This window comes from Dyella marensis (assembly GCF_900112865.1).
Taxonomy (GTDB): domain Bacteria; phylum Pseudomonadota; class Gammaproteobacteria; order Xanthomonadales; family Rhodanobacteraceae; genus Dyella_D; species Dyella_D marensis_A.
In genome coordinates this window covers 1-21603 of sequence record NZ_FONH01000025.1, presented here as the reverse complement: position 1 = coordinate 21603, position 21603 = coordinate 1, and the positions used below count along the sequence as shown (strand labels likewise).

The following is a 21603-nucleotide window of genomic DNA, read 5'->3' as shown; positions in this document are numbered from 1 at the left end:
CTCCGCCCGTACCCTCATCCGGCTGCCGCCACCTTCTCCCGGAGGGAGAAGGACTACACCTCCGTAGACTTCCGTCCAGCCTGATTTTCCGGCCTATATCCCATTGCATTCTTCCCTGATGCAGCGCAACACTCGGTGGATTACTTCTTCCACCACGCAACCGAAGGTACCCGTGAACCCGCAAAGCCCCGCGTCGCTTCCTGCCGACGCATCCTGGATCGTGATGAAGTTCGGCGGCACCAGTGTCGCCACCCTGCCGCGCTGGCAGAACATCCGTGAGCTGGTCGCCAGCCGCCGCGCCGAAGGCGCCCGCGTGCTGGTGGTCGTGTCCGCGCTCACCGGCATCACCGACGCACTCAAACAGATGTGCGCCCAGGAAGACAAAGGCAAACGCGTCGAGGCTGCACGGGCGATCGCCCAGCGTCATTACGACCTGCTCGATCACATGCAGCTGGCGGTTCCGGCCACCCTCGCGGAGCGGCTGTCCGAACTGGCGATGCTGGCCGAGGACGGCCCCGGCGCCATGGGCGAACTGGCCTGGGCCGCGCTGGTGCAGGCGCATGGCGAGCTGATGTCCAGCGCACTGGGCGCCGCGTTCCTCTCGCATGCCGGGCTGCCCACCGAGTGGCTGGATGCGCGCGACTGCCTCGCGGCGGTGGCGCTGCCCAACCAGAACGAGCGCACCAAGCTGCTGTCGGCGATGGTCGAGGCGCGCCCGGACCCGGCGCTCAACGCGCGCCTGGCGGAGCTGGGCGAGGTGTTCATCACCCAGGGCTTCATCGCCCGCGAGGCGCAGGGCCGCACGGTGCTGCTCGGCCGCGGCGGCTCGGACACCTCGGCTTCGTACTTCGGCGCGCTGCTGAAGGCGCAGCGCGTGGAGATCTGGACCGACGTGGCCGGCATGTTCACCGCCAACCCGCGCCAGGTGCCGGGTGCGCGCCTGCTGCAGCGGCTGGATTACGAAGAAGCCCAGGAAATCGCCTCCACCGGCGCCAAGGTGCTGCATCCGCGCTGTCTCTCGCCGCTGCGCGAGCCGCGCGTGCCGATGCTGATCAAGGACACCAACCGGCCCGAGCTGGAAGGCACCGTGATCGGCCCCGAGGTGCGCGAGCACGCGCCCAGCGTCAAGGCGATCAGCGCGCGCAAGGGCATCACCCTGGTCTCGATGGAATCGGTGGGCATGTGGCAGCAGGTCGGCTTCCTAGCCGACGTGTTCGCGCAGTTCAAGCAGCACGGCCTGTCGGTGGACCTGATCGGCTCGGCCGAGACCAACGTCACCGTGTCGCTGGATCCCACCGAGAACCTGCTCGATTCCGACGCCATCGCGGCCCTGGCCAGCGACCTGGCCAAGGTGTGCCGGGTCAAGGTGATCGCGCCCTGCGCGGCGATCACCCTGGTCGGCCGCGGCATGCGCTCGATGCTGCATACGCTGTCCGGCGTGCTGGCGGAATTCGGCCAGATCCGTGTGCACCTGATCTCGCAGTCGTCCAACAATCTCAACCTCACCTTCGTGGTGGACGAGAACGTGGTGGACGATCTGCTGCCGCACCTGCACGAGCTGCTGATCGCCGCCGGCGCGCTGCGCACCGACGACAGCGCACTGTTCGGCCCCAGCTGGCAGGCGCTGTACGGCAGCGGCGAAGTGGCCGCCCCGGCGGCCTCGTGGTGGCGCACGGCCGAGCGCGAGCGCCTGCTCCGGCTCGGCGCCGAGCGCACGCCGCGCTATGTCTACCACCTGCCCACGGTGCGCCAGCAGGCACGCGAGCTGAAGTCGCTGGGCGCGGTCGACCGCCTGCACTACGCGGTGAAGGCCAATACGCATCCGGCCATCCTCAAGGCGCTGGCCGAAGAGGGCTTCGGCTTCGAATGCGTGTCGCCGGGCGAGCTGAAGGCGGTGCTGGCGGCGGTGCCGGAATCGGCCCCGCTGCTGTTCACGCCGAACTTCGCGCCGCGCGCCGACTACGAGTGGGCGCTGACCACGCGCGCCACCATCTCGCTGGATGCGCTGTACCAGCTGGAAAATTGGGGCGAACTGTTCCGCGGCCGCGAAATCGTGCTGCGCGTGGACCTGGGCCGCGGCCTGGGCCACCACGAGAAGGTGCGCACCGGCGGCAGCGGCAGCAAGTTCGGCCTGCCGGTGGAACTGGTGGACAGCTTCCTGCGCCTGGCCGACGCGCACGGCGTGATCGTGCGCGGCCTGCACGCGCACCTGGGCTCGGGCATCCTCGACGAAGGCCACTGGGGCGAGGTCTACGGCCAGCTGGCCAGCCTGGCCGAGCGCATTGGCAGCGTGGCCTTCCTGGACATCGGCGGTGGCCTGGGCGTGCCCTCGCATCCGGGCGAGGCGCGGCTGGACATCGCCGCCCTGGACCGCGTGCTGCGCAGCGTGAAGGCGGCCTATCCGCACTATCAACTGTGGATGGAGCCCGGCCGCTACCTGGTGGCCGACGCCGGCGTGCTGCTGGCCCGCGTCACCCAGCAGAAGGGCAAGGGCTCCTGGCGCTACCTCGGCGTGGACACCGGCATGAACAGCCTGATCCGCCCCGCGCTGTACGAAGCCTGGCATGAGATCGTCAACCTCACCCGCCTGGACGAGCCGGCCACCGGCCTGTTCCAGGTGGTCGGCCCGATCTGCGAAAGCGGCGACGTCCTCGGCACCGACCGCCGCCTGCCGGAAGCGCAGGAGGGCGACGTGGTGCTGGTGGCGCAGGCCGGCGCGTACGGCAAGGTGATGTCGTCGCCGTACAACATGCGCGATGAGGCGGAAGAGGTGATCCTCGACTAGCTACTTGCCCTTGCCTCACGGTGTGAGGTGGAATCCTTCTCCCTTCGGGAGAAGGTGCCGGCAGGCGGATGAGGGTACGGGCGGAGTGGTGCGCACCACTCCGCCCGTACCCTCACCCCAACCCCTCTCCCGAGGGGAGAGGGGCTCTGCGCCGCCGCACGATCAGCATTCAGCCACTTTGCTGCCGACACAGTCAGGCAAGGTGACAAAACGGAGCCACTAATAAAGTGACCACCCCCATCCAACCCCGCCTCACCCAGGTCTTCCGCTTCGTCCGCTGCAGCTACGCCGACGGCGTGGCCGAGCTGGCCTATGCCTTCGACAATGGCGAGGAGCTGGTCGAGCGCGTGCGTTTCCCCGGCGCCCCCGCCGTGCCGCCCGCGTATGCCGCCGCCTTCGAGCGCGCGCTGCAACTGCTGCACCTGGTCGCCGGCGTCAGCTACTACAAGGCCGGCGTGCCGCCGCGTATCGAAGTGGCGGGCGGTCCGCTGGACGACGGTACAGCCGATCTGCTGGATGCGCTGTACCTGCATGGCCTGGCGGAATTCGCCTATCGCAATGGCCTGGATCTGCGCGGGCGCATCGCCTTTCCACGCGGCGCCGCCGCGGCTGCGCCGGCGCCCGCGCTCAACCTGCCCAAGCGCACCCTGGTACCGATCGGTGGCGGCAAGGACTCGCTGGTCGCGGTGGAGGCGATCAAGTCCGCCGGCGGCGCGGCCACCGCGGTGTGGGTGGGCAATTCGGAGCTGATCGCGGCCTGCGCGGCTCGCACGGGCCTGCCCACGCTCAACATCCAGCGCGAGCTGGCGCCGCAGTTGTTCGACCTCAACCGCCTGGGCGCCTGGAACGGGCATATCCCGGTGACCGCGGTGAACTCGGCGATCCTCGCCCTGGCCGCGATCCTGTACGGCTTCGACAGCATTGCCTTCGCCAACGAGCGCTCGGCCTCGGCCGCGACGCTCGAATACGAAGGCCAGCAGGTCAACCATCAATGGAGCAAGGGTTACGCCTTCGAGCAGCTGCTGGGCGACTGGCTGCATGCGCAAGTGGCGGCGGATCTGGACTATTTCTCGCTGCTGCGGCCGTACTCGGAGCTGGCGGTGACCCGCGCCTTCGCCAAGCTCACGCCGTACTTCGATGCGTTCTCCAGCTGCAACCGCAACTTCCGCATCCTCGGTCCCAAGCCGGCCGACCGCTGGTGCGGGCAGTGCCCGAAATGCCATTTCGTGTTCCTCGCGCTGGCGCCGTTCCTGCCCAAGCCACGCCTGCTGCAGATCTTCGGCCGCAACCTGCTGGACGACGACAGCCAGGCCGCCGGCTTCGACGCGCTGCTGGAATACCAGGACCACAAGCCGTTCGAATGCGTGGGCGAGGGCGCCGAGGCGCGCGCCGCGATGTACGCGCTGAGCCAGCGGCCGGAGTGGCAGGAAGACGCGCTGGTGGCGCGCTTCCGCAGCGAGATCCTGCCGCAGCTCGATGTCTCGGCGCTGGCGCTGGAGCCCTGGCTGCAGCCGTCGCCCGAGCAGCGCATCCCGGTGCGCCTGCGCGGCGCGCTCGACTTCTTCGCCTGAGCGGCCCGCATGCGCATCGCTGAGCTGGACGCCAGGCGTGTCGCCATCTGGGGTTTCGGCCGCGAGGGCCGCGCCGCCATCGCCGCCCTGCGGCAACGCCTGCCGCAACTTCCGCTGACGCTGTTCTGCCGCGAGGCGGAGGTCGCCGCGGCACAGGCTTTCGATGCCGCGCTGGCCGTGCATGGACGCGAGCCGGATGCGATCGACCTGGCCGCGTTCGACGTGGTGGTGAAATCGCCCGGCGTGTCGGCCTACAAGCCGGCACTGCTCGCCGCGAAAGAGGCGGGCCTGCGGGTCACCTCGGGCACCGCGCTGTGGTTCGGCGAGAACCCCGCGGCCAAGGTCATCGCGGTCACCGGCACCAAGGGCAAGAGCACCACCACCGCGCTGCTCGCGCACCTGGCGCGTGCGCTCGGCGTGCGCACCGCCCTGGCCGGCAATATCGGCATGCCGCTGCTGGAGCTGCTCGACCAGTCGGCCGAGCTGTGGACGATCGAGCTGTCCAGCTTCCAGACCGGCGAAGCCGGCCCGCTGGCGCTGGGCGTGATCACCAGCCTGTACGAGGAACATCTGGACTGGCACGGCTCGCGCGAGCGCTACGTCGCCGACAAGCTGAAGCTGGCGGACGTCTCGCAACGCCTGCTGGTGAATGCCCTGCAGCCGTCGCTGCTGGACAAGACCGCCGGCCATCCCGCACGCCTGCTGTTCGGCGAGGCGCATGGCTGGCATGTCGCGGACGGCTTCATCCGCCGCGGCGACCGCAATGTCTTCGAGGCGAAGCGCCTCGCCGCCCCCGGCGCGCACAACGCGCTCAATGCCTGCGCCGCGCTCGCCGCACTGGAAGCCATGGGCTACGACGCCGTGGCCGCGGCGCCGGCGCTGGCCAGCTTCGTGCCGCTGCCGCATCGCCTGCAGCCGCTGGGCGAGCGCGACGGCATCCACTGGGTCAACGATTCGATCAGCACCACGCCGCTGGCCACGCTGGCCGCGCTGGAAAGCCTGCACGGCCGCGCGGTGACGGTGCTGGCCGGCGGCCACGACCGTGGCCTGGACTGGTCGGAATTCGTCGCCGCCGAACTGGCGCATCCGCCGCATGCCATCGTGTGCAGCGGCGCCAACGGTCCGCGCATCGCCGCCGCGCTGCGCGAAGCCAAGGTCGCGACCACGCTGGTCGAAGCCGCCACCCTCGACGCCGCCGTGGCCGAAGCGCGCAGGCTTACGCCAACCGGCGGTTGCATCCTGCTTTCGCCCGGCGCGCCCAGCTTCGACCAGTTTCATGACTATGCCGAGCGCGGCCGCCATTTCGCGGATCTTGCCGGCTTCGACGGGCGCGCGATTACCGGCATCGCCGGCCTGGGCATCGCCTGACCGAAACGGATGGCGTAGGTTGGGGTGAGCCGCAGGCGAACCCCAACAGGCCTCTCATCACGAACGCCACGTTGGGGTTCGCCTTCGGCTCACCCCAACCTACGAGGGATCTTCATGGGCCGCGTCGCCGCTGTTTCGATCGTCTCCACCGACACCGACTACCTGCACCGCATCCAGGCCGGCCATTTCGCCCTCGACACCGACGAGCCCAAGGCGCTGGGCGGGCAGGGCGCGGCACCGGCGCCGTTCGACCTGTATCTGTCCTCGCTGGCGGCATGCACCGCGATCACTTTGCGCATGTATGCGCAGCGCAAGGACTGGAACCTGGGCGAGTTCCGCGCGGAACTCAGCCTCACGCGCGATGAGGAAGGCAAGCTGCATATCCATCGCGTGCTGCGCTCGGACCAGCCGCTGAGCGACGAGCAATGGAACCGCCTGCTGGAAATCGTCGCCAACACGCCGGTGACCAAGGCCATGCGCGAAGGCGCCGAGATCAGCAGCGAGCGCGGGGCTTTCATTGCTTTATAAAAGGCAGTTGTCGCCCTCAGGTACGATTTAGCGTCATTCCGGCGCAGGCCGGAATCCAGCAGCGACCACGTCCGATCCTGGCGGGAGAGCTTCCCGCCTTTCATCGCCTCGCAAACATCCAACAATATCGCCACTGGATTCCGGCCTGCGCCGGAATGACGGGCTTTGCCGACTTGTAGCGCCATGACCTACGGCGTGGTGACTGCCCCCAGCTGCTTCGCCAGCGCATACAGCACGCGCATGTCGTCGATATCGAGCGTGTCGCCGTCCATGCCGCGGAAATGGTGATGGAACGAGCGCACCGCCGCCGCGCGGTTGTCGAGCGAGTAGCCGATCAGGCCCAGCGCCATCCACGGATCGAAACCCGCCGGCGGATCCACCAGCCATCCCTGCGGCCACAAGCCGTAGCCCGCATCGGCCAGCCGGTTCCACGGAAACAGCGGGCCGGGATCGTCCTTGCGCCCCGGCGCGAGGTCTTCATGGCCGATGATCTGCGTGCGCGGAATGCGCAGGCGCGTGGTCAGGTCGCCCAGCAGCCGCAGCAGGCTGTCGATCTGCGGCTGGGCGAATGGCGTGTGGCCGTCGTTGTCCAGCTCGATGCCGATCGAGGCGGAGTTGACATCGGTGATGGTGCCCCAGCGTCCGGGTCCGGCGTGCCAGGCGCGCTGCTCGTCCGCCACCAGCTGGTAGATGCCGCCGTCCGCGCCGATCAGGTAATGCGCGCTCACCGGGCCGCCGCTGTTGGCGGTGCGCAGCGTGTGCAGGCTTTCCTGCACCGAGTGCTGGTCGGTGAAATGCAGCACGATCAGCACCGGCCGGCGGATGTCGTGATTGGGCGAGGGCACCCAGGTGGCCAGCGGATTGCGCGCCGGCAGCGGCGCGCAGGCGGCCAGCCAGGCCAGCGGCAGCAGGATCAGGCCGCGGCGCGCGGCATGGCACAGGGCAACGCAGGCGGAACGTGACAAGGCGCTCTCTCGCGGCAGGAAACCCGGCGAAAGCTGCCGCAGCGCAGGGACAGCGTCAAGGATGCCGATCGCCGGTTGGCGGCCGCCGGTCCCGCGGCTAGGATCGATGCGACCACGATTGCGCGCCCCGCCATGCAGATCCGCCTCGACGACCTGACCGATCCCCGCATCATCGACCTGCTCGGCGAGCACCTGCGCGACATGGCGCGCCACTCGCCGCCGGAAAGCATCCATGCCCTGGACCTGGACGGCCTGCGCCGGCCGGAGCTCAGCTTCTGGACCGTGTGGGACGGCGAGGACCTGCTGGGCTGCGGCGCGCTCAAGCAGCTCGACGCCGGCCATGGCGAGATCAAATCGATGCGCACGGCCAACGCGCACCGGCGGCGCGGCGTGGCGGCGGTGATGCTGCGGCATATCGTGGATGAGGCTGCCGCGCGTTCGTACCGCCGGCTGAGCCTGGAAACCGGCTCGATGGCGGCCTTCGAGCCGGCCCGAAAACTTTATGCCAGCTTCGGCTTCGCCTTCTGCGGACCCTTCGCCGACTACGTCGACGACCCCAACAGCGTCTTCATGACCCGGCTGCTGTAGCCGTCACGCACGCCGCTTCGGGCTGGGCAATAATGCGGCCGTCTGCACTTTAGGGGGCGCCGCTTTTCGGCGCAGGGGTGTGCGATGCATCTGGACCTTTTCACGCTCGGCGTCATCGGACTCGCCGTCGGGGCGACGATTTCCCTGAGCTTCACCCTGCTCGGCCTGGTGCTGCGCGGGCTGCCTGCGCTGCGCATCTGGGCGGCGGCGTTCTGGATCATCACCCTGGCCGGCCTGGCACAGGGCCTGGACGAGCGCGAGACCTTCCTGTCGGCGATCGTCGGCAACGTGCTGATCGCCATCGCCAACGCGGCAATGCTGATGGGCATTGCCGTGCACGTGCGCTATGCGTTGCGCTGGCGCTGGCCGCTGTTGCTCTCGGGTGTTTTCCTGGTCATGCAGGTGGCCTTCCTGCTGGCGCCGCCCGGGCAGCGCGTCGAGGCGCTGGCGTTCGGCGGCAGGAGCGTGGTGTGGGATGCGTGGATGATCTGGGTGCTGCTGCGCCGCGCGCCGCGCGACCTGCGCGTCAGTTGCGTATTCACCGCGCTGGTGTTCGGTTCCGACGCCGTGTTCTACGCCATGCGCTCGATCGTGATGGTGGCGCCGGCCACCACCTCGCAGGTGCTGCTGGCCACGCAACTGGTGACGGCCAACTATCTGTTTGCGATCTTCTGCACCTTCCTGGTCAGCACCGGCTTCACCCTGATGCTGGCCGAGCGCCTGACCCTGGACCTGCGCAGCATGGCGCGCACCGACGGCCTCACCGGCCTGCGCAACCGCAACGCGGTGATCGACGACGGCCGCCAGGCGGTCGCAGCCTGCCGTGCGCAAGGCCGCACCTCGTCGGTGCTGCTGCTGGACCTGGATCGCTTCAAGGCCGTTAACGACAGCTGGGGCCATGCCGCCGGCGACGAAGTGCTGCGCCACTTCGTGAAGATCGTGCACGCGGTGCAGCTGCCGGATGGAGCGCTGCTGGGCCGCTACGGCGGCGAGGAATTCCTGCTGGTGCTGCCTGGCATCGACGCCGCCCAGGCCATCGTCGCCGCCGAGGAAGTGCGCTCGCGCCTGGCCGCGGCGCCCGCCGCGCACGGCGAGCTGCGCATCGCCGTCACCACCAGCATCGGTGTCGCCGGCGGCGCCGGCCTGGATATCAACAGCCTGATCACCGCGGCGGATGCGGCGCTCTATCGCGCCAAGCACCACGGCCGCAACCGCGTCGAATGGGCCGGCTTCCGCGAGGCGCAGACGGCGGCGGTGTGAGATTGACCCTGGCGTAGGTTGGGGTGAGCCGCAGGCAAACCCCAACAGACCTCACACGTGTTCGCGATGTTGGGGTTCGCTGGCGCTCACCCCAACCTACGCCGAAGTAGGGGTTTTCAGCGCGGCAAAGCCAGTGAGCCTTCGATCAAGAACTCCGTCCCGGTGTTGCCGGCGGGCTGTTGCCCGCCGGCGAACAACACGTACTTGCCTGGCGCCACTTTCCTCTCACCCTTGAGGTTCACCACGCTCAACTGCCGTGGATCGATCTCGAAATGCACGAGCTTCGATTCGCCCGCCTTGAATGCCACTCGCCGAAAGCCGACCAGACTATGCCGTGGCGCGCCTTCCTCGCTTGAACTCAGATACACCTGTACCACCTCGTCGCCATCCCGCTCGCCCGCATTGCGCACCCGCACATCGACGCCAAGCTTGTCACCGGCCTTCAAGGTTTTGCTCGACAACGTCGGCGCCTCATAGGCAAAGCGCGTATAGCTCAGCCCTTCGCCGAACGCGAACAGCGGCGTGCCACGGAAATACCGATACGTCCTTCCTTCCATCCGGTAATCGTCGAACTTCGGCAGGTCGTCCGCGGACGCATAGAACGTGACCGGCAGGCGGCCCGCCGGGTTGTAGTTGCCGGCCAATACATCCGCGATCGCCGTACCGCCTTCCTCGCCGGGGTACCACGCGGCGACGATCGCGTCGGCGTGCTGCTTCGCCCAGTTCAGCGCGACGGCGCTGCCGCTGGTCAGCACCACCACCAGCGGCTTGCCGCTCGCCTTGGCCGCCTCCAGCAGCTTCTGTTGAGTGGCGGGCAGGGCCAGGTCGGTGCGGTCGCCGCCGGAGAAGCCCGGCACGCTGACCTGCAGTTCCTCGCCCTCGACATCCGGCGACAGCCCGACCACCGCCACCACGACATCGGCCTTGGCAACCGCTTCCTTCGCTTCGCGCAGCTGCGCATCGGCCGGCGCGTTCCATTGCAGGCGGATGCCCTGGTCCTCGCCGCTGTGGCGCAGTTCCAGCTTCAGCGGGCGCGGGCGCGTGTCGGCGAAATGCAGCGGCACGTTGAGGTCGTAGTCCTTGCCGTGGTCGTCCAGCACCAGCTTGCCGTCGACGTACAGGCGCACCGGATCGTGGCCCTTGCAGTCGAAGCAGCGGTCGATGTGCACGTTGAGGTTGTAGTCGCCTGCGCCAGGCGGGAGCAGGTCGCCGGTCCAGCGCACGGCGTAGTTGGCGGCGGCGAAGCCCTTGGCGGGCGGCACTTCGTCCCAGTCGAAGTCGATGCGGTGGTCGGTGCGCACGAGCCTGGGCTTGCCGTTGAAGTCGGCGTGGTCGAAGTACTCGCCGCGCAGCCCCGGCCCCGCATCCTTGCCGCCCGTGCGCAGCGCGCTGGCCGGCACGGGCACGGACACGCCCTGCGCCAGCGTCGCGCCTTGCGCATAGCTCACGCGCGCCGCGCCGAACTGCTTGCGCAGGCCCGCCAGTGGCGTGACCGGATCGACCGCGGTGCCGTGGTAGTTCGCCTCCAGGATATTCAGCGCATCGGCATTGGGTCCGATCACCGCGATGCGCGTGTCCTGCTTCAGCGGCAGCGCGCCGCCTTCGTTCTTCAGCAGCACGATCGATTCGCGCGCGGCCCGCAGCGCGAGCGCGCGATGCGCCGGGGAGTTGATGTCGGCCGCGCCAAGCGTGGCATAAGGGCCGTTCGGCTCGTCGAGCATGCCCATCCGGTAACGCGCGGCGAACAACCGCCGCGCAGCCTGGTCCAGCACGGCCTCGCTCACCTGGCCCTTGCGCACCGCCTCGCCCAGCGCCGCGTAGGCGATGCCGCAATCGAGATCCGTGCCCGCGGCAACCGCGGCGGCCGAGGAGCCGGCGTTGTCGGGCTTGTAGTGGTGGAACTGGGTCATGTCGTCAACCGCATCGCAGTCGGAGACGACGTAGCCGGCGAAGCGCCAGTCGCGGCGCAGCCGCTCCTGCAACAGCAGCGGCGAGGCGCAGGCCGGCGTGCCTTCCAGCGCGTTGTAGGCGCACATCACCGACGCGGCCTGGCCTTCGGTCACCGCCATGCGGAACGCGGGCAGGTAGGTGTCTTCCAGGTCATGCGGCGGGGTGTGCGAATCGAAGCCATGCCGGCCTTTCTCCGGCCCGCTGTGCACGGCGAAATGCTTGGGCGTGGCGGCAGCCTTCAGCTCGGCCGGGTCGTCGCCCTGGATGCCGCGCACGAACCGGGTGGCGAGCGTGCCGGTGAGGAACGGATCCTCGCCGTAGGTTTCCTGGCCGCGGCCCCAGCGCGGGTCGCGGAAGATATTGATGTTCGGCGACCAGATGCTCAGGCCGTGATAGCGCGGATGATCGCCGCGGCCGGCCAGATTGTACTTCGCGCGCGCCTCGGTGGAGACCACCTCGCCCACCTCATGCAGCAGCGCCGCGTTCCAGCTCGCCGCCAGGCCGATCGCCTGCGGGAACACCGTGGCATAGCCCGCGCGCGCCGTGCCGTGCAGCCCCTCGCTCCACCAGTCGTAGGCCGGCACGCCCAGGCGCGGGATCGCCGGCGCCGAGCTCTGCAGCTGCGCGATCTTCTCCTCCAGCGTCATGCGCGCCACCAGCTCCGCCGCGCGGCGCTCGGCCTGGGCGGCGTCCATGGCGACGGCGTGGCCGGCGCAGGCCAGGCCCAGCGCCAGGGCGGCCAGGCGCCGGAAACGAAGGGGACGAACGCGGGAACGGGACGACGGCTTCACGGACTCTCCTCGCAGGGCAGGGGAGTCCCGAGTCTGCCACGTTCAATTTTTTGGACGGGACAATGCCGAGGCCGCCGGGGCAGGGCCGTAGCTGGCCTCCATCAGCGTCGTCGCCAGCTCGCCGATCTTCAGGTGATCGAAGCTGGTGTTGTTCAGCACGATCACGCTGTGGCCGTCGTCCAGCGTGCGCCAGGCGAGCGCGCGGAAGGCGCCGTTGGAGCCGTATTCCCAGGCGACGGGGTGCTCGACGCCGGCAAAGGAGAGCGTCTTGGTGCGTCCGCCCAGGGCGTAGTGCTGGGGCGAGCGCTCTACGCTCATCAGCGTGCGCGTACTTTCCGGCGACAGCAGCCTGCCGCCGAACAGGCCATCCATCAGGGCGAACAGATCGTTGGCGCTGGCGTAGTAGCCGCCGGCAAGCGCCATGAAGTCCGGCGAAGGCTTGTCCAGCGCGATGGGATGCGGTGCGAGCTGCCGATAGCCGAGCGCCATGCCCGGCACCTTGGACGAGCTTCCCGTATAGACGCCGCTGTGGCGCAGCGCCAGCGGCTGGACCAGATAGCCGTCCACCAGGGACACATAACTGCGCCCGGTGACTTTCTCGACGATCGCTTTTACCAACAGCCAGTTGGCGTGTGAGTAATCCCAATCCGTGCCAGGCGCGAAGCGCAGGTCGCCACTGGCGTAGCGGCGGACGGCTTCGGCGTTGTCGAGCGACAGGAGACGCACGGACGGATCGCGCTTGATCGCCTCGTCGATCTCGTTAGGTACGCCGCTGGCGTGGCTCAGCAGATGGCGCAAGGTGAGCTTGTTGCCGTTGTCGCGGCGATAGTCCGGCAGATAGGTCGAGATCGGCCGGTCCAGCGCCAGTTCGCCTTGCTGCACCAGCCGCATCACCAGCATCGAGGCGATCCATTTGGAGATCGAGCCGCTTTCGAACGGCGTATCGGCCGTCAATGGGCGCTGCGTCTGCGCATCCGCTACGCCGAAGCTCTCGACATAGTCCACCTGCGAGCCATGGCCTACCAGGATCACGCCATTGAAGTGCTGGTCCACGGCAAAGCGCCGGGCGGTGGCGGCGCAGGCAGCGCAATCCGCGAGGGCGGGGAAGGCGGCCAGCAGGAAAGGCGCTGCCAGTATCCATCGCCATCCCGCCCATCCATGCTTACGCTTGCGCAACTTCGACGAGCCATTCATCGGGGCACCTTGCGGGAGAGAAGCTCCAGTTCGGATGCCCGGCGGCGCTGCAGGGTTTAAGCGCGCCGCGATCTTTCCTCGCCGTGTCGGCTCAGCGGCTGGTGGACACCGCGGCGTTGCTGGCGACCGAGGCCGGTACCGAGACCTGCGTGGTCAGCATGCTGCCCAGCACCAGGGCGCAGACCAGCAGACCGGCGGCGAAGAAACCGTGCAACATGATGTTCTCGAATTTCATGACAGCTCTCCCAGGCGCAACCGATGGGTGGCATCCGTACGCGCCGTCTTGCGCGTCGTATCAACGGCCGGCGGTAACCACCGCGGTGGCGGCGATCGCTTGCGGAGCCGCGGCGTGGGTGGTCAGCATGCCGCCCAGGACCAGGGCGCAAACCAGCAGGCCGGCGGCGAAGAAGCCTTGCAGCATCACGGTCTCGACTTTCATGACATCTCTCCTAGGTGGGTGATTGAGTCTTTCGAGGTATAGATGGCAAGGGGCGTGCCAACCTCGAAGAAGGCTCGCAGGCCGCACCGTTGAGCCATTTCTCGAAAACGTCATGAGGCGCCGAGATTGTCCGCGGACAGATGGACGGCCATATCCGGACACGGCGGACACCGGACACCAACGCGCCGTACCAGGGCAGCGCGTCCCGCTGCCGCTCCAGGAATGCACCCACCAGGCCGGCCACTTCATCCGGCGCATCCAGCGTCGCGAAGTGCGTCGAATCGAGGATATGCACCTCCGCCTGCGGCGCCTCGCGCCGGTAGGCCCAGGCGCCGGGCACGGTGAAGTACTCATCCCGCTTGCCCCACAGCACCAGCACCGGCACGCGCAGCTTGCGCAGCAGCGCCTGCCAGGCCGGATAGCGCTCGACATTGCTGCCGTAGTCGAACCACAGGTCGTTGCGCGCCTCGACCACGCCGGGCCGTTGCGTGGCGGCGCGCATCAGCGCCCAGGCGTCGGGGCCGGCGTGATCTTCGTCGTCCCAGTCGTCGGCGCCCGGGTACGGCAGCCTGCCGGCATACGCCGTACGGCGCATATCCAACTGTTCGTTGCGCTCGCGCCAATGCCGCCGCAGCTCGCCCTGCGGATTCTGCGCGGCGGGAAAACCATCGAGATGGATCACGCCGTTCTGCACCATCACGGCGGTGATCGCCGAGGGATCGGCGCCGATCAGGCGGAAACCGACCGGCACGCCGTAGTCCTGCATGTACAGGCTGTAGCGATGGATGCCGCGTGCGGCCAGGAAGTGCGCCACCGTCTGCGCGAGATGGTCGAAGCTGTAGCGATAGCTCCGGCGATCCGGTGCGTCGGAATAGCCGAAGGACGGATAGTCCACCGCGATCACATGCAGATGCCGGTCGGCCAGTTGCTCCATCACCCGCGCGTACTGGATCGACGACAGCGGATAGCCATGCAGGAACACCACGGTCGGATCGTCCGGCGAGCCGCCCTCGCGATAGAACAGGCGCAGGCCGTCCACCGCCTGCCAGCCTTCCCGCAAGGTGGCGGCGCTTGCCGTCATCGGTGCGCAGGCCAGCGCGAACAGCCACAGCAGGGACACGAGCGTCTTCATGGGTTCTCCGGCAAGATGGGCAGCCCCGAGCGGGGTGCGCCGAGTATTCGGCGCGGTAGCGGGCCGGTGAAGCGAAGAGTCTTCATCGAGCCATGAATGCCCTTCATGCCGCCGGAGCACCATGCGCTACACGCTGCCGCCGATGCACACGCTGCGCGCCTTCGAGGCCGCGGCGCGCCTGCGCAACTTCACCCTGGCCGGCGAGGAGCTGCACCTGACCGCTAGCGCGGTGAGCCACCAGATCCGTGCGCTGGAAGCGTTCTACGGTACGGCGCTGTTCCGGCGGCAGCGGCACGAGGTGGCGCTGACCTCCGCGGGCGAGCGCCTGCTAGACGCGGCGCAGCCGTTGCTGGAGCGGCTTTCCGCGCTGGGCGATGCGCTGCGCGCGCGCGACGCGCAACGCTTGTCCCTCACCGCGCCGCCGTCGCTGGTGAGCCGCTGGCTGATGCCGCGGCTGGGCGCCTTCCTCGCGGCGCATCCGCAAGTCGACTTCAGGCTGCATGCCACCACGGCGCTGCTCGACCTGGATGCGGAGCAGGCGGACCTCGCCATCCGCTATGGCGACGGACGCTGGCCGGGCTTGCATGCGGAGAAGCTGTTCGACGAGTCGATCTTTCCGGTGGCCGCGCCGGCGTATGCGCGCATGCTCAAGCTGGTTGGCGACGATTTCCATGCCGCTACGCTGTTGCGCGATGACTTCCACAGCTGGGAGCGCTGGCCCGGCGCCGCGGGCGCAACGCCGTCCGGGCCGGTGTACAGCGATTCCGCGCTGCTGCTGCAGGCGGCCGAGGCGGGGCACGGCGTGGCGCTGGGGCGCAGCGTGCTGGTCGCCGATGCCATCCGCTCCGGCGCGCTCGTCCGGCTGGGCACGCGTGCCATCGCCGTGCCTGGCGCCTATTACCTGGTTTCCGCCCGCGACGTAGCGGACACGCCGGCGGTGGCCGCGTTCCGCGCATGGCTGGCAACGGCCACGTAGGTTCGGGTGAGCAGAGCGAACCCCAACGGTCCCTCGATGGCCGCCGTCACGCTGGGGTTCGCTCTGCTCACCCCAACCTACGCGGTGCGGCTTGCTCCCGGGCATTGGTCATATCGCGGCCGCTTATGGCCGAATGCTTACCAGGCTGGTCATCGCGTCCACGTAGGAAAGCTTTTCGTCCACCAGCAACGGCAACAGCGGCGTCACCGACACTTCGTTGGTCTTGGTCCAGCGCAGCTTTCCTTCGCCATCGCGGAACACCAGTCCGCCCACGTCCTGGATCACGTACGGTTCGCCATTGACGCGGCCCAGGAACATCATCACGTGGCCGGGGATGTAGATCAGATCGCCAACCTGGGCATGGGCCAATGCGCGCATGCGCTCTTCGTGGTTGTCCCTGGCATCGAAGAGCCGATGCTTCAGCACCGGGCTTCTGGCTTGATCGCCGCTGTTGCGCGGCAACTGCAGGCCCATGCTGCGATAGACGTCGGAGACGAAGCCACTGCAGTCGCGACCGTTGTAAAGATGGCCCCAGCCGTAGCGCTCGCCGAGGAACTTGAACGCCTGGCGGATCAGGTTGGCGCGGGTCAACGGCAGATAATCGGCGGCGCTGTCGGCCTTGCGCTGGAGCAGCGCCGGTTGCAGGTGCAGCGAGCCGTCTCCCGTGCGAGTGGGCAGCGACAGCGTCCAGGCTTCGTAGGGTCCCTGGCCATTCACCGGTTGATCCGGCGGCAACAGGGCCAGCGGGATGCGTGTGCCCATGTCCAGTTGCGTTTCCGATACGGTCGGCGCTTCCGGCGTGAACACGGTGCGCTCCTTGTCGCCGGTGATTACGCGATACGAGGTCTTGGCCGCATAGGCCAGCACTTCGTCGCGCGTGCCGATACCGATGGCCGCGCGTTCCACCCAGGCGGCGTAGCGCGGGCTCACCACGAAGAACCACTGGCCGTCCGCGCTGGTGTGCACGATGGCCACCGGGTCGCCGGGGAACAGCGTGCTCTCCTGGAACTGCTCGAAATCCTGCAGTCCCTTGCCGGGGAAGGCGCGCAAGCCGGTGGGCAGGTTGCGCATCGATACGCGGTGCGTCACCAGGCCGTAGCGGACCGGCGCACGCGCGGGAATCTTGTCCAGTGCCAGTGCGGCGATCGCCGCATCGATCGCGGCCTTCGGCACCAGCTGGTCGTGTTCGTCGTACAACGGTTTGGCTGGTGCCTTCGACAGCTTGGCGATCCAGGCCCGTACTTGTTCGCCTGCCACTTCGCTGCCGAGCCTGGACAGGTCGTACATGCTTGGGTCGTTGGCGAGCAGGCGCGCATTCAAGGCGTCGATCGCGCTCTTGTCCAGAATGAGTTTGTCCGTTTCTGAAGCGCGCGCCACCCAGTATTCCGGCGAGAGCATCGCATCGTCGGTGCCGATCACGCCGGAAGGCGGAATGGGCAGCACATCGCCGGCGACGACCGGCGCGCAGACCAGGGCAAGCAGCAGCGCGCCGGCGAGATGGGTGGTCAATCGCATGTTTCGTTTCCCGGATCAGCGGTGAGCGGATACGTTGCTGGCGACCGACTCCGGCGCAGACACATGCGAGCTCAGCATGCCGCCCAGGGCCAGGGCACAGACCAGCAGGCCGGCGACGAAGAAACCCTTCAGCATCATGGTCTCGAATTTCATGACATCTCTCCTTGGGGTGGTGATTGAGGCTTTCGGGGTACAGGTGGCAAAGGGCGTGCCAACTGATGCGATGGCTCGCAAACGGCGCAGTTGAGCCATTTCTTCAAAGTGGCGCGGCGCGGGAGGGTTGTCCGCGGACAGGCGGACGCCCGTGTCCGGACAACGGGGCGGACAGCGGACGCGGGCCTGCCCGCGGCGGGCGGATAGTGGGGTGTCGGTCACGCGGCCCGGCGGCATGCCCCGCTAAAATCGCCGGACCGCGCCGCGCGGCAACCGCTGAAAAGGAGTTTCACGGTATGCGCATCGAAACCGTCGATGAGCTCAAGCACCACCTCAAGATCCTGTTCGACGACCCCTCCCTGCAGTTCGACGACGACCTCGGCTACGGCGTCACCTTCGGCGTGCCCGGCAAGGCCAGGGACGTGATGCTGTCCCTGCAGGACCGCACCGACGCCACCCGCTGGGGCGGCGAGGCCGGCAATCTGTTCTACAAATGCGACGACCAGAACTGGCTGCTCTACCTGCGCTCGATTCCGCACGCGGTGGTTTGCATCGCGTCGGTGCGGTCGCTGCATCGGCGGCATCTGGAGCAGTACCAGGGGATGGGTTCGCAGGCGTGAGAGCGTGGCCGGCTGGAACGGTCCGTTGAAGTCGGGCAGGCTAGGGGGAGATGGGCTGCGACCGGATAGGGGCGTCATGGCCATACCGAAAGTCTGGAATCCCGGGTCGAAGGCGCGGCTCGGCATCGCGTTGTTCGCGCTGGCGTATCTCGCGGCGACTCATCCGTGGACGTCGGACGAACGCTCGATCGCGCAGGGCCACTATCAGTTGGCGCTGGCGTTCTTGATGATGGCTGCGTTTCCGCGCGGGACGAAGCTGTACGTGGCGCTTGGCGTTACGCTCGCGGTGCTCCTGCTGGTGGGGGCGGCCCTCGATGGGCTGTCCATGAGATGAGACCTCAGATAGTGCGGCGTGCCGGAACCGAGGTGATGTCGATGGAGTACATCAGAGTCTTGTGGAAGGGCGTAGGCCTCGGCTATCCCATCGAAATCCTGCTGGAGATCGGCCCGGACGGTTACCAGCGGCGCAAGGTGGAGCGTTTCGCCGATGGTCGCGTGGCGCTGGCCAGCGCGAGGTTTGCGGAAGGCGATACGCGGTTGGATGAAACGCCGTCGCCGTCGCTGGCGGAGATCGATGCCGATCCGGAATTCGTGGCGCAGCGGATGACGAGGATGGAGTTCGAGCGTGCGTGGAACGATGGATTCCTGACGCGACGCGCGACGTCTTGATACAGGTCCGTAGGTTGGGGTGAGCCGTAGGCGAACCCCAACGCCGCGATCACGTGCGAGGCCTGTTGGGGTTCGCCCATGGCTCACCCCAACCTACGCCAGCTCGTCATTCCGGCGCAGGCTGGATGACGGGTCGAGTGATGAGCTGCTCACGCCTCCGGCGGCGTCACCCCGCATGCCGCCAGCATCTCCGTAATCTTCGCGCTGACCCAATCGAAATCCTCCGGCCCTGCCGCGGCCAGCGGCGGGTCGGTGAGGTTGGCGAAGGCGGTCCAGAATTCGTCGCGGTCGTCGGTTTCGCGCAGCAGGTGCGGGACCTGTTGCGCGATGGTGTCGAGCATGGCCTGGAGCTGGTCGCGGGGCGTAGTCATTCGCGAAAAGTACGCCGCCGGTTGCTATGGCGGCGTGTAGGTCTTGGCCTCAGCGATATCAGGCAATGCCCCACAGCTTTTTCGCTTCTTCTGCGACCACGTCAGGGAATTCCTCGGGGAAGAACAGGTTCGCGCCTTCGATCCGGCGTACGCCCTTGGAGTTGCCCAGCGTCTTGTCCAGGTAGTCCGGATCGGAACCCTTGAAGATGGTGTCGCCGGTGCCCCAGAGGATGCGGGTGGGGATCGTACTCTGCTTAAGCTTCGCCTCGACGCCGGCCAGCGGGTTGGGATCGAGGCCGAGCGCGTAGGCATCGGCCAGGGCCTTGCGCTGTGGCGTGGCGACGATCGGGCCCAGGTACATGTCGAAGGTTTCATCGGCCATGCGCGCGGGGTAGGTGAAGGTCGAGCCGCCCAGGCCCTTGGGCGAACGGGCGAAATTCTTGTCGAGCACGTTGGGGACCAGCCACTCGTCGGCGAACTTGCCGCGGCGCGCGGCTTCCAGCACCGGCAGCACGGCGGGTGGCGGGCTGTCCGGCTCCACGTCGCAGTTGGTGAGCAGGACGGTGCGCACGCGCTCCGGATGCGTAGTCATGAACAGCTGGGCGACGGCGCCGCCGCTGTCGTTGGCGATGAGATCCACTGTGCCGATGTTCAACTGGTCGAGCAGGGTGGTGAGCATCTGCATCTGGTCGGCGGGTGTCACGCCCTGGCCGGGCGCGGGGCGGGTGTAGCCCAGGCCCATCGAGTCCGCCGCCACGCAGCGGCGGTAGGGCGAGAGGCGGTCGATCGCGCCGCGCCATTGATAGCTGTTGAGCGGGAAGCCGTGCAGGAACAGCGCGGCCGGGCCGCTGCCGCGATCGACGTAGGCGATCTCGCCGAAGCGATTGCTGGCGTAGCGGCGGGCTGCGTTGAAAGCGGCGACGCCGTCGAGGCTGCCGCCGCCGGAGCCGCCTGAGGCGGCGATGGCCTTCCGGGCGCCGCGAGGGACACAGGCGACCAGCGCGCCGGCGGCCAGGGTACCGGCGGCGAGGCTGAGGAACTGTCTGCGATGCATGGCGATGCTCTCCGAATGGTCTTGCATGTGGGTAGGAGACGGCTGATGAGGGACGATGATTCGCTCGCGCCGGCATCGCGGCAATGACCTCCGAGGTCATGGCGCCATGACCTGCCAGGTCATGGTTTCGGATATGGGCGCGCCGTATGCTCCGTTCCCATGAACCGAGCCCACGCCCCCTTGCCGATGGCCATGCCCGCCTCCGCGGTGGGCGGATTGCTGCGCGAATGGCGTGCCGCACGGCGGCTCAGCCAGCTGGATCTGGCGCTGGAGGCCGGCATCTCTGCCCGTCACCTCAGCTGCGTCGAAACCGGCAAGGCGCAGGCCAGCCGCGAGATGCTGGCGCGGCTGGCCGACACGCTGGGCATGCCGCTGCGCGAGCGCAACTCACTATTGGTGGCGGCGGGTTTTGCGCCGAAGTATCCGGAAAGCGCACTGGCCACACCGGCGATGGCGCAGATCCGCAATGCCATCGACGCGATCCTGCAGCAGCAGGAGCCGTACCCCGCCTTCCTGCTCAATCGCCACTGGGATGTGCTGGGCGCCAACCGTGCCGCGGAGCGCATCGGCAACCATGTGATGCGCGGCAGGCCGAGCAAGCACACCAATATGCTGCGGCAGATGTTCGATCCGGAAGACTTCCGCCAGGCGGTGGTCAACTGGGAAGAGATCGCCGGGAGCATCGTGCGCCACCTGCACAACGAGGTGGCCGCGGCGCCTTCCGATACCCAGGCGCGTGAGTTGCTGGACGAAGTGCTTGCCTACCCGGGCGTGCCGGCCAGCTGGCGCACGCGCGACCTGTCCACCGCGCCGTCGCCGCTGATGACGACGGTGTTGCAGGGCGACGGCGAGCAGCTCAGCTTCTTCTCCACCATCACTACCTTCGGCACGCCGCGCGACGTGACGCTTGAAGAGTTGCACATCGAGTGCTGCTTCCCGATGGACGAGGCCACCGCCGCGCGTTGCCGCCAGCTGGCGGACCAGGATCCCTGAGCCAACCGGCTAGTGGCAGACCAGCACCGGCACGTCGCAGCACAGAATCACCTTGTGCGCGACATTGCTGAGCATCAGCCGCTCGATGCCGTTGTGCGTGTGCGCGTCCATCACGATCAGGTCGCAGTGGTGCTTGGTGGCGGCGCCGGCGATGGCCGCATAGGGGCGGTTGTCGAACACATATTCCGCATCGCAGGGCACGCCGGCCGCCTGGGCTTTCTCGCGCACCTCGTCGAGGTATTCCTGCGCATGCTCGATCGAGCGCCGCTTGCAGGCGTCGCCCTGGACCATGTCGGCGATGAAACTGACGGCGGGTAGCGGCGGCAGCACATGCAGGGCGTGCACGCGGGCGTGCAGTTGCGCGGCGAGGCGGATGCCCGTGTCGATGGCGTGGACGGAGGCGTCGGTGCCGTCGGTGGGAATGAGGATGTGCGTGTACATGGTCGTCTCCCTTATGACTCGCCTGCCGTGCGGTTGGGGCGCGGCGAGGGCGGGTGACGGTTCCGGTATCCGCTGATTGGGGTGAGGTTGCAAGTGGTGCGCTTGGTGTATTGATTTCCTTCAAGTTGGAATCCTTCTCCCTCCGGCGACCCGAAGGTAGTCCCCGTGGGAGAGCACGCGGGGAGCGCACATGGATGTGCGCGGCTCTGAGGAGCGAGGAAGGTGGCGGCAGCCGGATGA

The 21603-nt window shown here is 68.1% G+C and carries 22 protein-coding genes; 11 read left to right on the top strand and 11 right to left on the bottom strand.

Annotated elements, in window-relative coordinates; genetic code table 11:
* The first annotated feature begins 172 nt into the window (after positions 1-172).
* The 4 genes from BM172_RS19990 to BM172_RS19975 all read left to right on the top strand — a co-directional run bounded on the left by BM172_RS19990 (position 173) and on the right by BM172_RS19975 (position 6252).
* Positions 173-2785 (top strand): bifunctional aspartate kinase/diaminopimelate decarboxylase, encoded by a 2613-nt coding sequence (locus BM172_RS19990; RefSeq protein WP_269320419.1) that lies wholly within the window; start codon positions 173-175, stop codon positions 2783-2785.
* A 227-nt stretch (positions 2786-3012) separates the two neighbouring features.
* Complete coding sequence (gene murL / locus BM172_RS19985) at positions 3013-4356, top strand: UDP-N-acetyl-alpha-D-muramoyl-L-alanyl-L-glutamate epimerase (RefSeq protein WP_026636860.1); 1344 nt, start codon at positions 3013-3015, stop codon at positions 4354-4356.
* A 9-nt stretch (positions 4357-4365) separates the two neighbouring features.
* Positions 4366-5724: a UDP-N-acetylmuramoyl-L-alanine--D-glutamate ligase gene (gene murD, locus BM172_RS19980; RefSeq protein ID WP_026636859.1), complete on the top strand. Its 1359-nt coding sequence runs from the start codon at positions 4366-4368 to the stop codon at positions 5722-5724.
* A gap of 114 nt (positions 5725-5838) precedes the next feature.
* Complete coding sequence (locus BM172_RS19975; RefSeq protein WP_026636858.1) at positions 5839-6252, top strand: OsmC family protein; 414 nt, start codon at positions 5839-5841, stop codon at positions 6250-6252.
* A 188-nt stretch (positions 6253-6440) separates the two neighbouring features.
* Here BM172_RS19975 and BM172_RS19970 read toward each other — a convergent pair whose 3' ends face one another.
* Positions 6441-7193 carry an N-acetylmuramoyl-L-alanine amidase gene (locus BM172_RS19970; protein WP_026636857.1) on the bottom strand — a complete coding sequence of 251 codons (753 nt, stop codon included), beginning with the start codon at positions 7191-7193 and terminating at the stop codon, positions 6441-6443.
* A gap of 156 nt (positions 7194-7349) precedes the next feature.
* On the opposite strand from BM172_RS19970, the gene BM172_RS19965 reads away from it, so the two are divergent.
* Entirely contained in the window at positions 7350-7805 is a 456-nt protein-coding gene (locus BM172_RS19965) for a GNAT family N-acetyltransferase (RefSeq protein ID WP_026636856.1), read from the top strand.
* 84 nt (positions 7806-7889) lie between these two features.
* Entirely contained in the window at positions 7890-9065 is a 1176-nt protein-coding gene (locus BM172_RS19960) for a GGDEF domain-containing protein (RefSeq protein ID WP_051549175.1), read from the top strand.
* A 116-nt stretch (positions 9066-9181) separates the two neighbouring features.
* Here BM172_RS19960 and BM172_RS19955 read toward each other — a convergent pair whose 3' ends face one another.
* The 5 genes from BM172_RS19955 to BM172_RS19945 form a co-directional block, all read right to left on the bottom strand.
* Positions 9182-11710: a glycoside hydrolase family 3 protein gene (locus tag BM172_RS19955; protein WP_081805326.1), complete on the bottom strand. Its 2529-nt coding sequence runs from the start codon at positions 11708-11710 to the stop codon at positions 9182-9184.
* A 138-nt stretch (positions 11711-11848) separates the two neighbouring features.
* Positions 11849-12859: a serine hydrolase domain-containing protein gene (locus tag BM172_RS19950; RefSeq protein WP_177218847.1), complete on the bottom strand. Its 1011-nt coding sequence runs from the start codon at positions 12857-12859 to the stop codon at positions 11849-11851.
* Between the two features lie 232 nt (positions 12860-13091).
* Positions 13092-13235 carry a hypothetical protein gene (locus BM172_RS22615; protein WP_155964749.1) on the bottom strand — a complete coding sequence of 48 codons (144 nt, stop codon included), beginning with the start codon at positions 13233-13235 and terminating at the stop codon, positions 13092-13094.
* A gap of 60 nt (positions 13236-13295) precedes the next feature.
* A complete protein-coding gene (locus tag BM172_RS22610; RefSeq protein ID WP_155964747.1) occupies positions 13296-13439 on the bottom strand; it encodes a hypothetical protein in 144 nt (47 codons plus the stop codon).
* A 10-nt stretch (positions 13440-13449) separates the two neighbouring features.
* Complete coding sequence (locus BM172_RS19945; protein WP_051549170.1) at positions 13450-14571, bottom strand: alpha/beta fold hydrolase; 1122 nt, start codon at positions 14569-14571, stop codon at positions 13450-13452.
* Between the two features lie 121 nt (positions 14572-14692).
* Between BM172_RS19945 and BM172_RS19940 the strand changes: the two genes are divergently transcribed.
* Positions 14693-15547 (top strand): LysR substrate-binding domain-containing protein, encoded by an 855-nt coding sequence (locus BM172_RS19940; RefSeq protein WP_026636854.1) that lies wholly within the window; start codon positions 14693-14695, stop codon positions 15545-15547.
* A gap of 123 nt (positions 15548-15670) precedes the next feature.
* Here BM172_RS19940 and BM172_RS19935 read toward each other — a convergent pair whose 3' ends face one another.
* Positions 15671-17062, bottom strand: coding sequence for a C40 family peptidase (locus BM172_RS19935; RefSeq protein WP_026636853.1), 1392 nt, complete (start codon positions 17060-17062; stop codon positions 15671-15673).
* A 15-nt stretch (positions 17063-17077) separates the two neighbouring features.
* Positions 17078-17215, bottom strand: a complete 138-nt coding sequence (locus BM172_RS22605) for a hypothetical protein (RefSeq protein ID WP_155964745.1) — start codon at positions 17213-17215, stop codon at positions 17078-17080.
* Between the two features lie 296 nt (positions 17216-17511).
* Here BM172_RS22605 and BM172_RS19930 point away from each other — a divergent pair, with 296 nt between their 5' ends.
* The 3 genes from BM172_RS19930 (at position 17512) to BM172_RS19920 (ending at position 18504) form a co-directional block, all read left to right on the top strand.
* Entirely contained in the window at positions 17512-17835 is a 324-nt protein-coding gene (locus BM172_RS19930) for a hypothetical protein (RefSeq protein WP_026636852.1), read from the top strand.
* A gap of 76 nt (positions 17836-17911) precedes the next feature.
* Positions 17912-18169 (top strand): hypothetical protein, encoded by a 258-nt coding sequence (locus BM172_RS19925; protein WP_026636851.1) that lies wholly within the window; start codon positions 17912-17914, stop codon positions 18167-18169.
* Positions 18170-18210: 41 nt separating this feature from the next.
* Complete coding sequence (locus tag BM172_RS19920; RefSeq protein ID WP_026636850.1) at positions 18211-18504, top strand: DUF6881 domain-containing protein; 294 nt, start codon at positions 18211-18213, stop codon at positions 18502-18504.
* A gap of 149 nt (positions 18505-18653) precedes the next feature.
* Here the strand turns inward: BM172_RS19920 and BM172_RS19915 are convergent, their stop codons facing one another.
* On the bottom strand, positions 18654-18845 hold the full coding sequence (locus tag BM172_RS19915; RefSeq protein ID WP_143096566.1) for a hypothetical protein: 192 nt from the start codon (positions 18843-18845) through the stop codon (positions 18654-18656).
* 88 nt (positions 18846-18933) lie between these two features.
* Complete coding sequence (locus BM172_RS19910) at positions 18934-19929, bottom strand: alpha/beta fold hydrolase (RefSeq protein ID WP_026636848.1); 996 nt, start codon at positions 19927-19929, stop codon at positions 18934-18936.
* 159 nt (positions 19930-20088) lie between these two features.
* Between BM172_RS19910 and BM172_RS19905 the strand changes: the two genes are divergently transcribed.
* The gene (locus BM172_RS19905) at positions 20089-20922 is read left to right on the top strand and encodes a helix-turn-helix domain-containing protein (RefSeq protein WP_051549153.1); all 834 of its coding nucleotides are present in this window, start codon (positions 20089-20091) and stop codon (positions 20920-20922) included.
* A 9-nt stretch (positions 20923-20931) separates the two neighbouring features.
* Here the strand turns inward: BM172_RS19905 and BM172_RS19900 are convergent, their stop codons facing one another.
* Complete coding sequence (locus BM172_RS19900; RefSeq protein ID WP_026636846.1) at positions 20932-21363, bottom strand: universal stress protein; 432 nt, start codon at positions 21361-21363, stop codon at positions 20932-20934.
* Positions 21364-21603 lie beyond the last annotated feature (240 nt).

Excerpts from the sequence above, each read along its gene's own strand:
- BM172_RS19930 (WP_026636852.1), top strand. The coding sequence starts at position 17,512 with ATGCGCATCGAAACCGTCGATGAGCTCAAGCACCACCTCAAGATCCTG.
- BM172_RS19900 (WP_026636846.1), bottom strand. The coding sequence starts at position 21,363 with ATGTACACGCACATCCTCATTCCCACCGACGGCACCGACGCCTCCGTC.
- BM172_RS19940 (WP_026636854.1), top strand. The coding sequence starts at position 14,693 with ATGCGCTACACGCTGCCGCCGATGCACACGCTGCGCGCCTTCGAGGCC.
- BM172_RS19925 (WP_026636851.1), top strand. The coding sequence starts at position 17,912 with ATGGCCATACCGAAAGTCTGGAATCCCGGGTCGAAGGCGCGGCTCGGC.
- BM172_RS22605 (WP_155964745.1), bottom strand. The coding sequence starts at position 17,215 with ATGAAATTCGAGACCATGATGCTGAAGGGTTTCTTCGTCGCCGGCCTG.
- BM172_RS19920 (WP_026636850.1), top strand. The coding sequence starts at position 18,211 with ATGGAGTACATCAGAGTCTTGTGGAAGGGCGTAGGCCTCGGCTATCCC.
- BM172_RS19905 (WP_051549153.1), top strand. The coding sequence starts at position 20,089 with ATGAACCGAGCCCACGCCCCCTTGCCGATGGCCATGCCCGCCTCCGCG.
- BM172_RS22615 (WP_155964749.1), bottom strand. The coding sequence starts at position 13,235 with ATGAAATTCGAGAACATCATGTTGCACGGTTTCTTCGCCGCCGGTCTG.
- BM172_RS19935 (WP_026636853.1), bottom strand. The coding sequence starts at position 17,062 with ATGCGATTGACCACCCATCTCGCCGGCGCGCTGCTGCTTGCCCTGGTC.
- BM172_RS19915 (WP_143096566.1), bottom strand. The coding sequence starts at position 18,845 with ATGCTCGACACCATCGCGCAACAGGTCCCGCACCTGCTGCGCGAAACC.
- BM172_RS19975 (WP_026636858.1), top strand. The coding sequence starts at position 5,839 with ATGGGCCGCGTCGCCGCTGTTTCGATCGTCTCCACCGACACCGACTAC.
- BM172_RS19960 (WP_051549175.1), top strand. The coding sequence starts at position 7,890 with ATGCATCTGGACCTTTTCACGCTCGGCGTCATCGGACTCGCCGTCGGG.
- BM172_RS22610 (WP_155964747.1), bottom strand. The coding sequence starts at position 13,439 with ATGAAAGTCGAGACCGTGATGCTGCAAGGCTTCTTCGCCGCCGGCCTG.
- BM172_RS19945 (WP_051549170.1), bottom strand. The coding sequence starts at position 14,571 with ATGAAGACGCTCGTGTCCCTGCTGTGGCTGTTCGCGCTGGCCTGCGCA.
- BM172_RS19955 (WP_081805326.1), bottom strand. The coding sequence starts at position 11,710 with ATGGACGCCGCCCAGGCCGAGCGCCGCGCGGCGGAGCTGGTGGCGCGC.
- BM172_RS19965 (WP_026636856.1), top strand. The coding sequence starts at position 7,350 with ATGCAGATCCGCCTCGACGACCTGACCGATCCCCGCATCATCGACCTG.
- murD (WP_026636859.1), top strand. The coding sequence starts at position 4,366 with ATGCGCATCGCTGAGCTGGACGCCAGGCGTGTCGCCATCTGGGGTTTC.
- BM172_RS19910 (WP_026636848.1), bottom strand. The coding sequence starts at position 19,929 with ATGCATCGCAGACAGTTCCTCAGCCTCGCCGCCGGTACCCTGGCCGCC.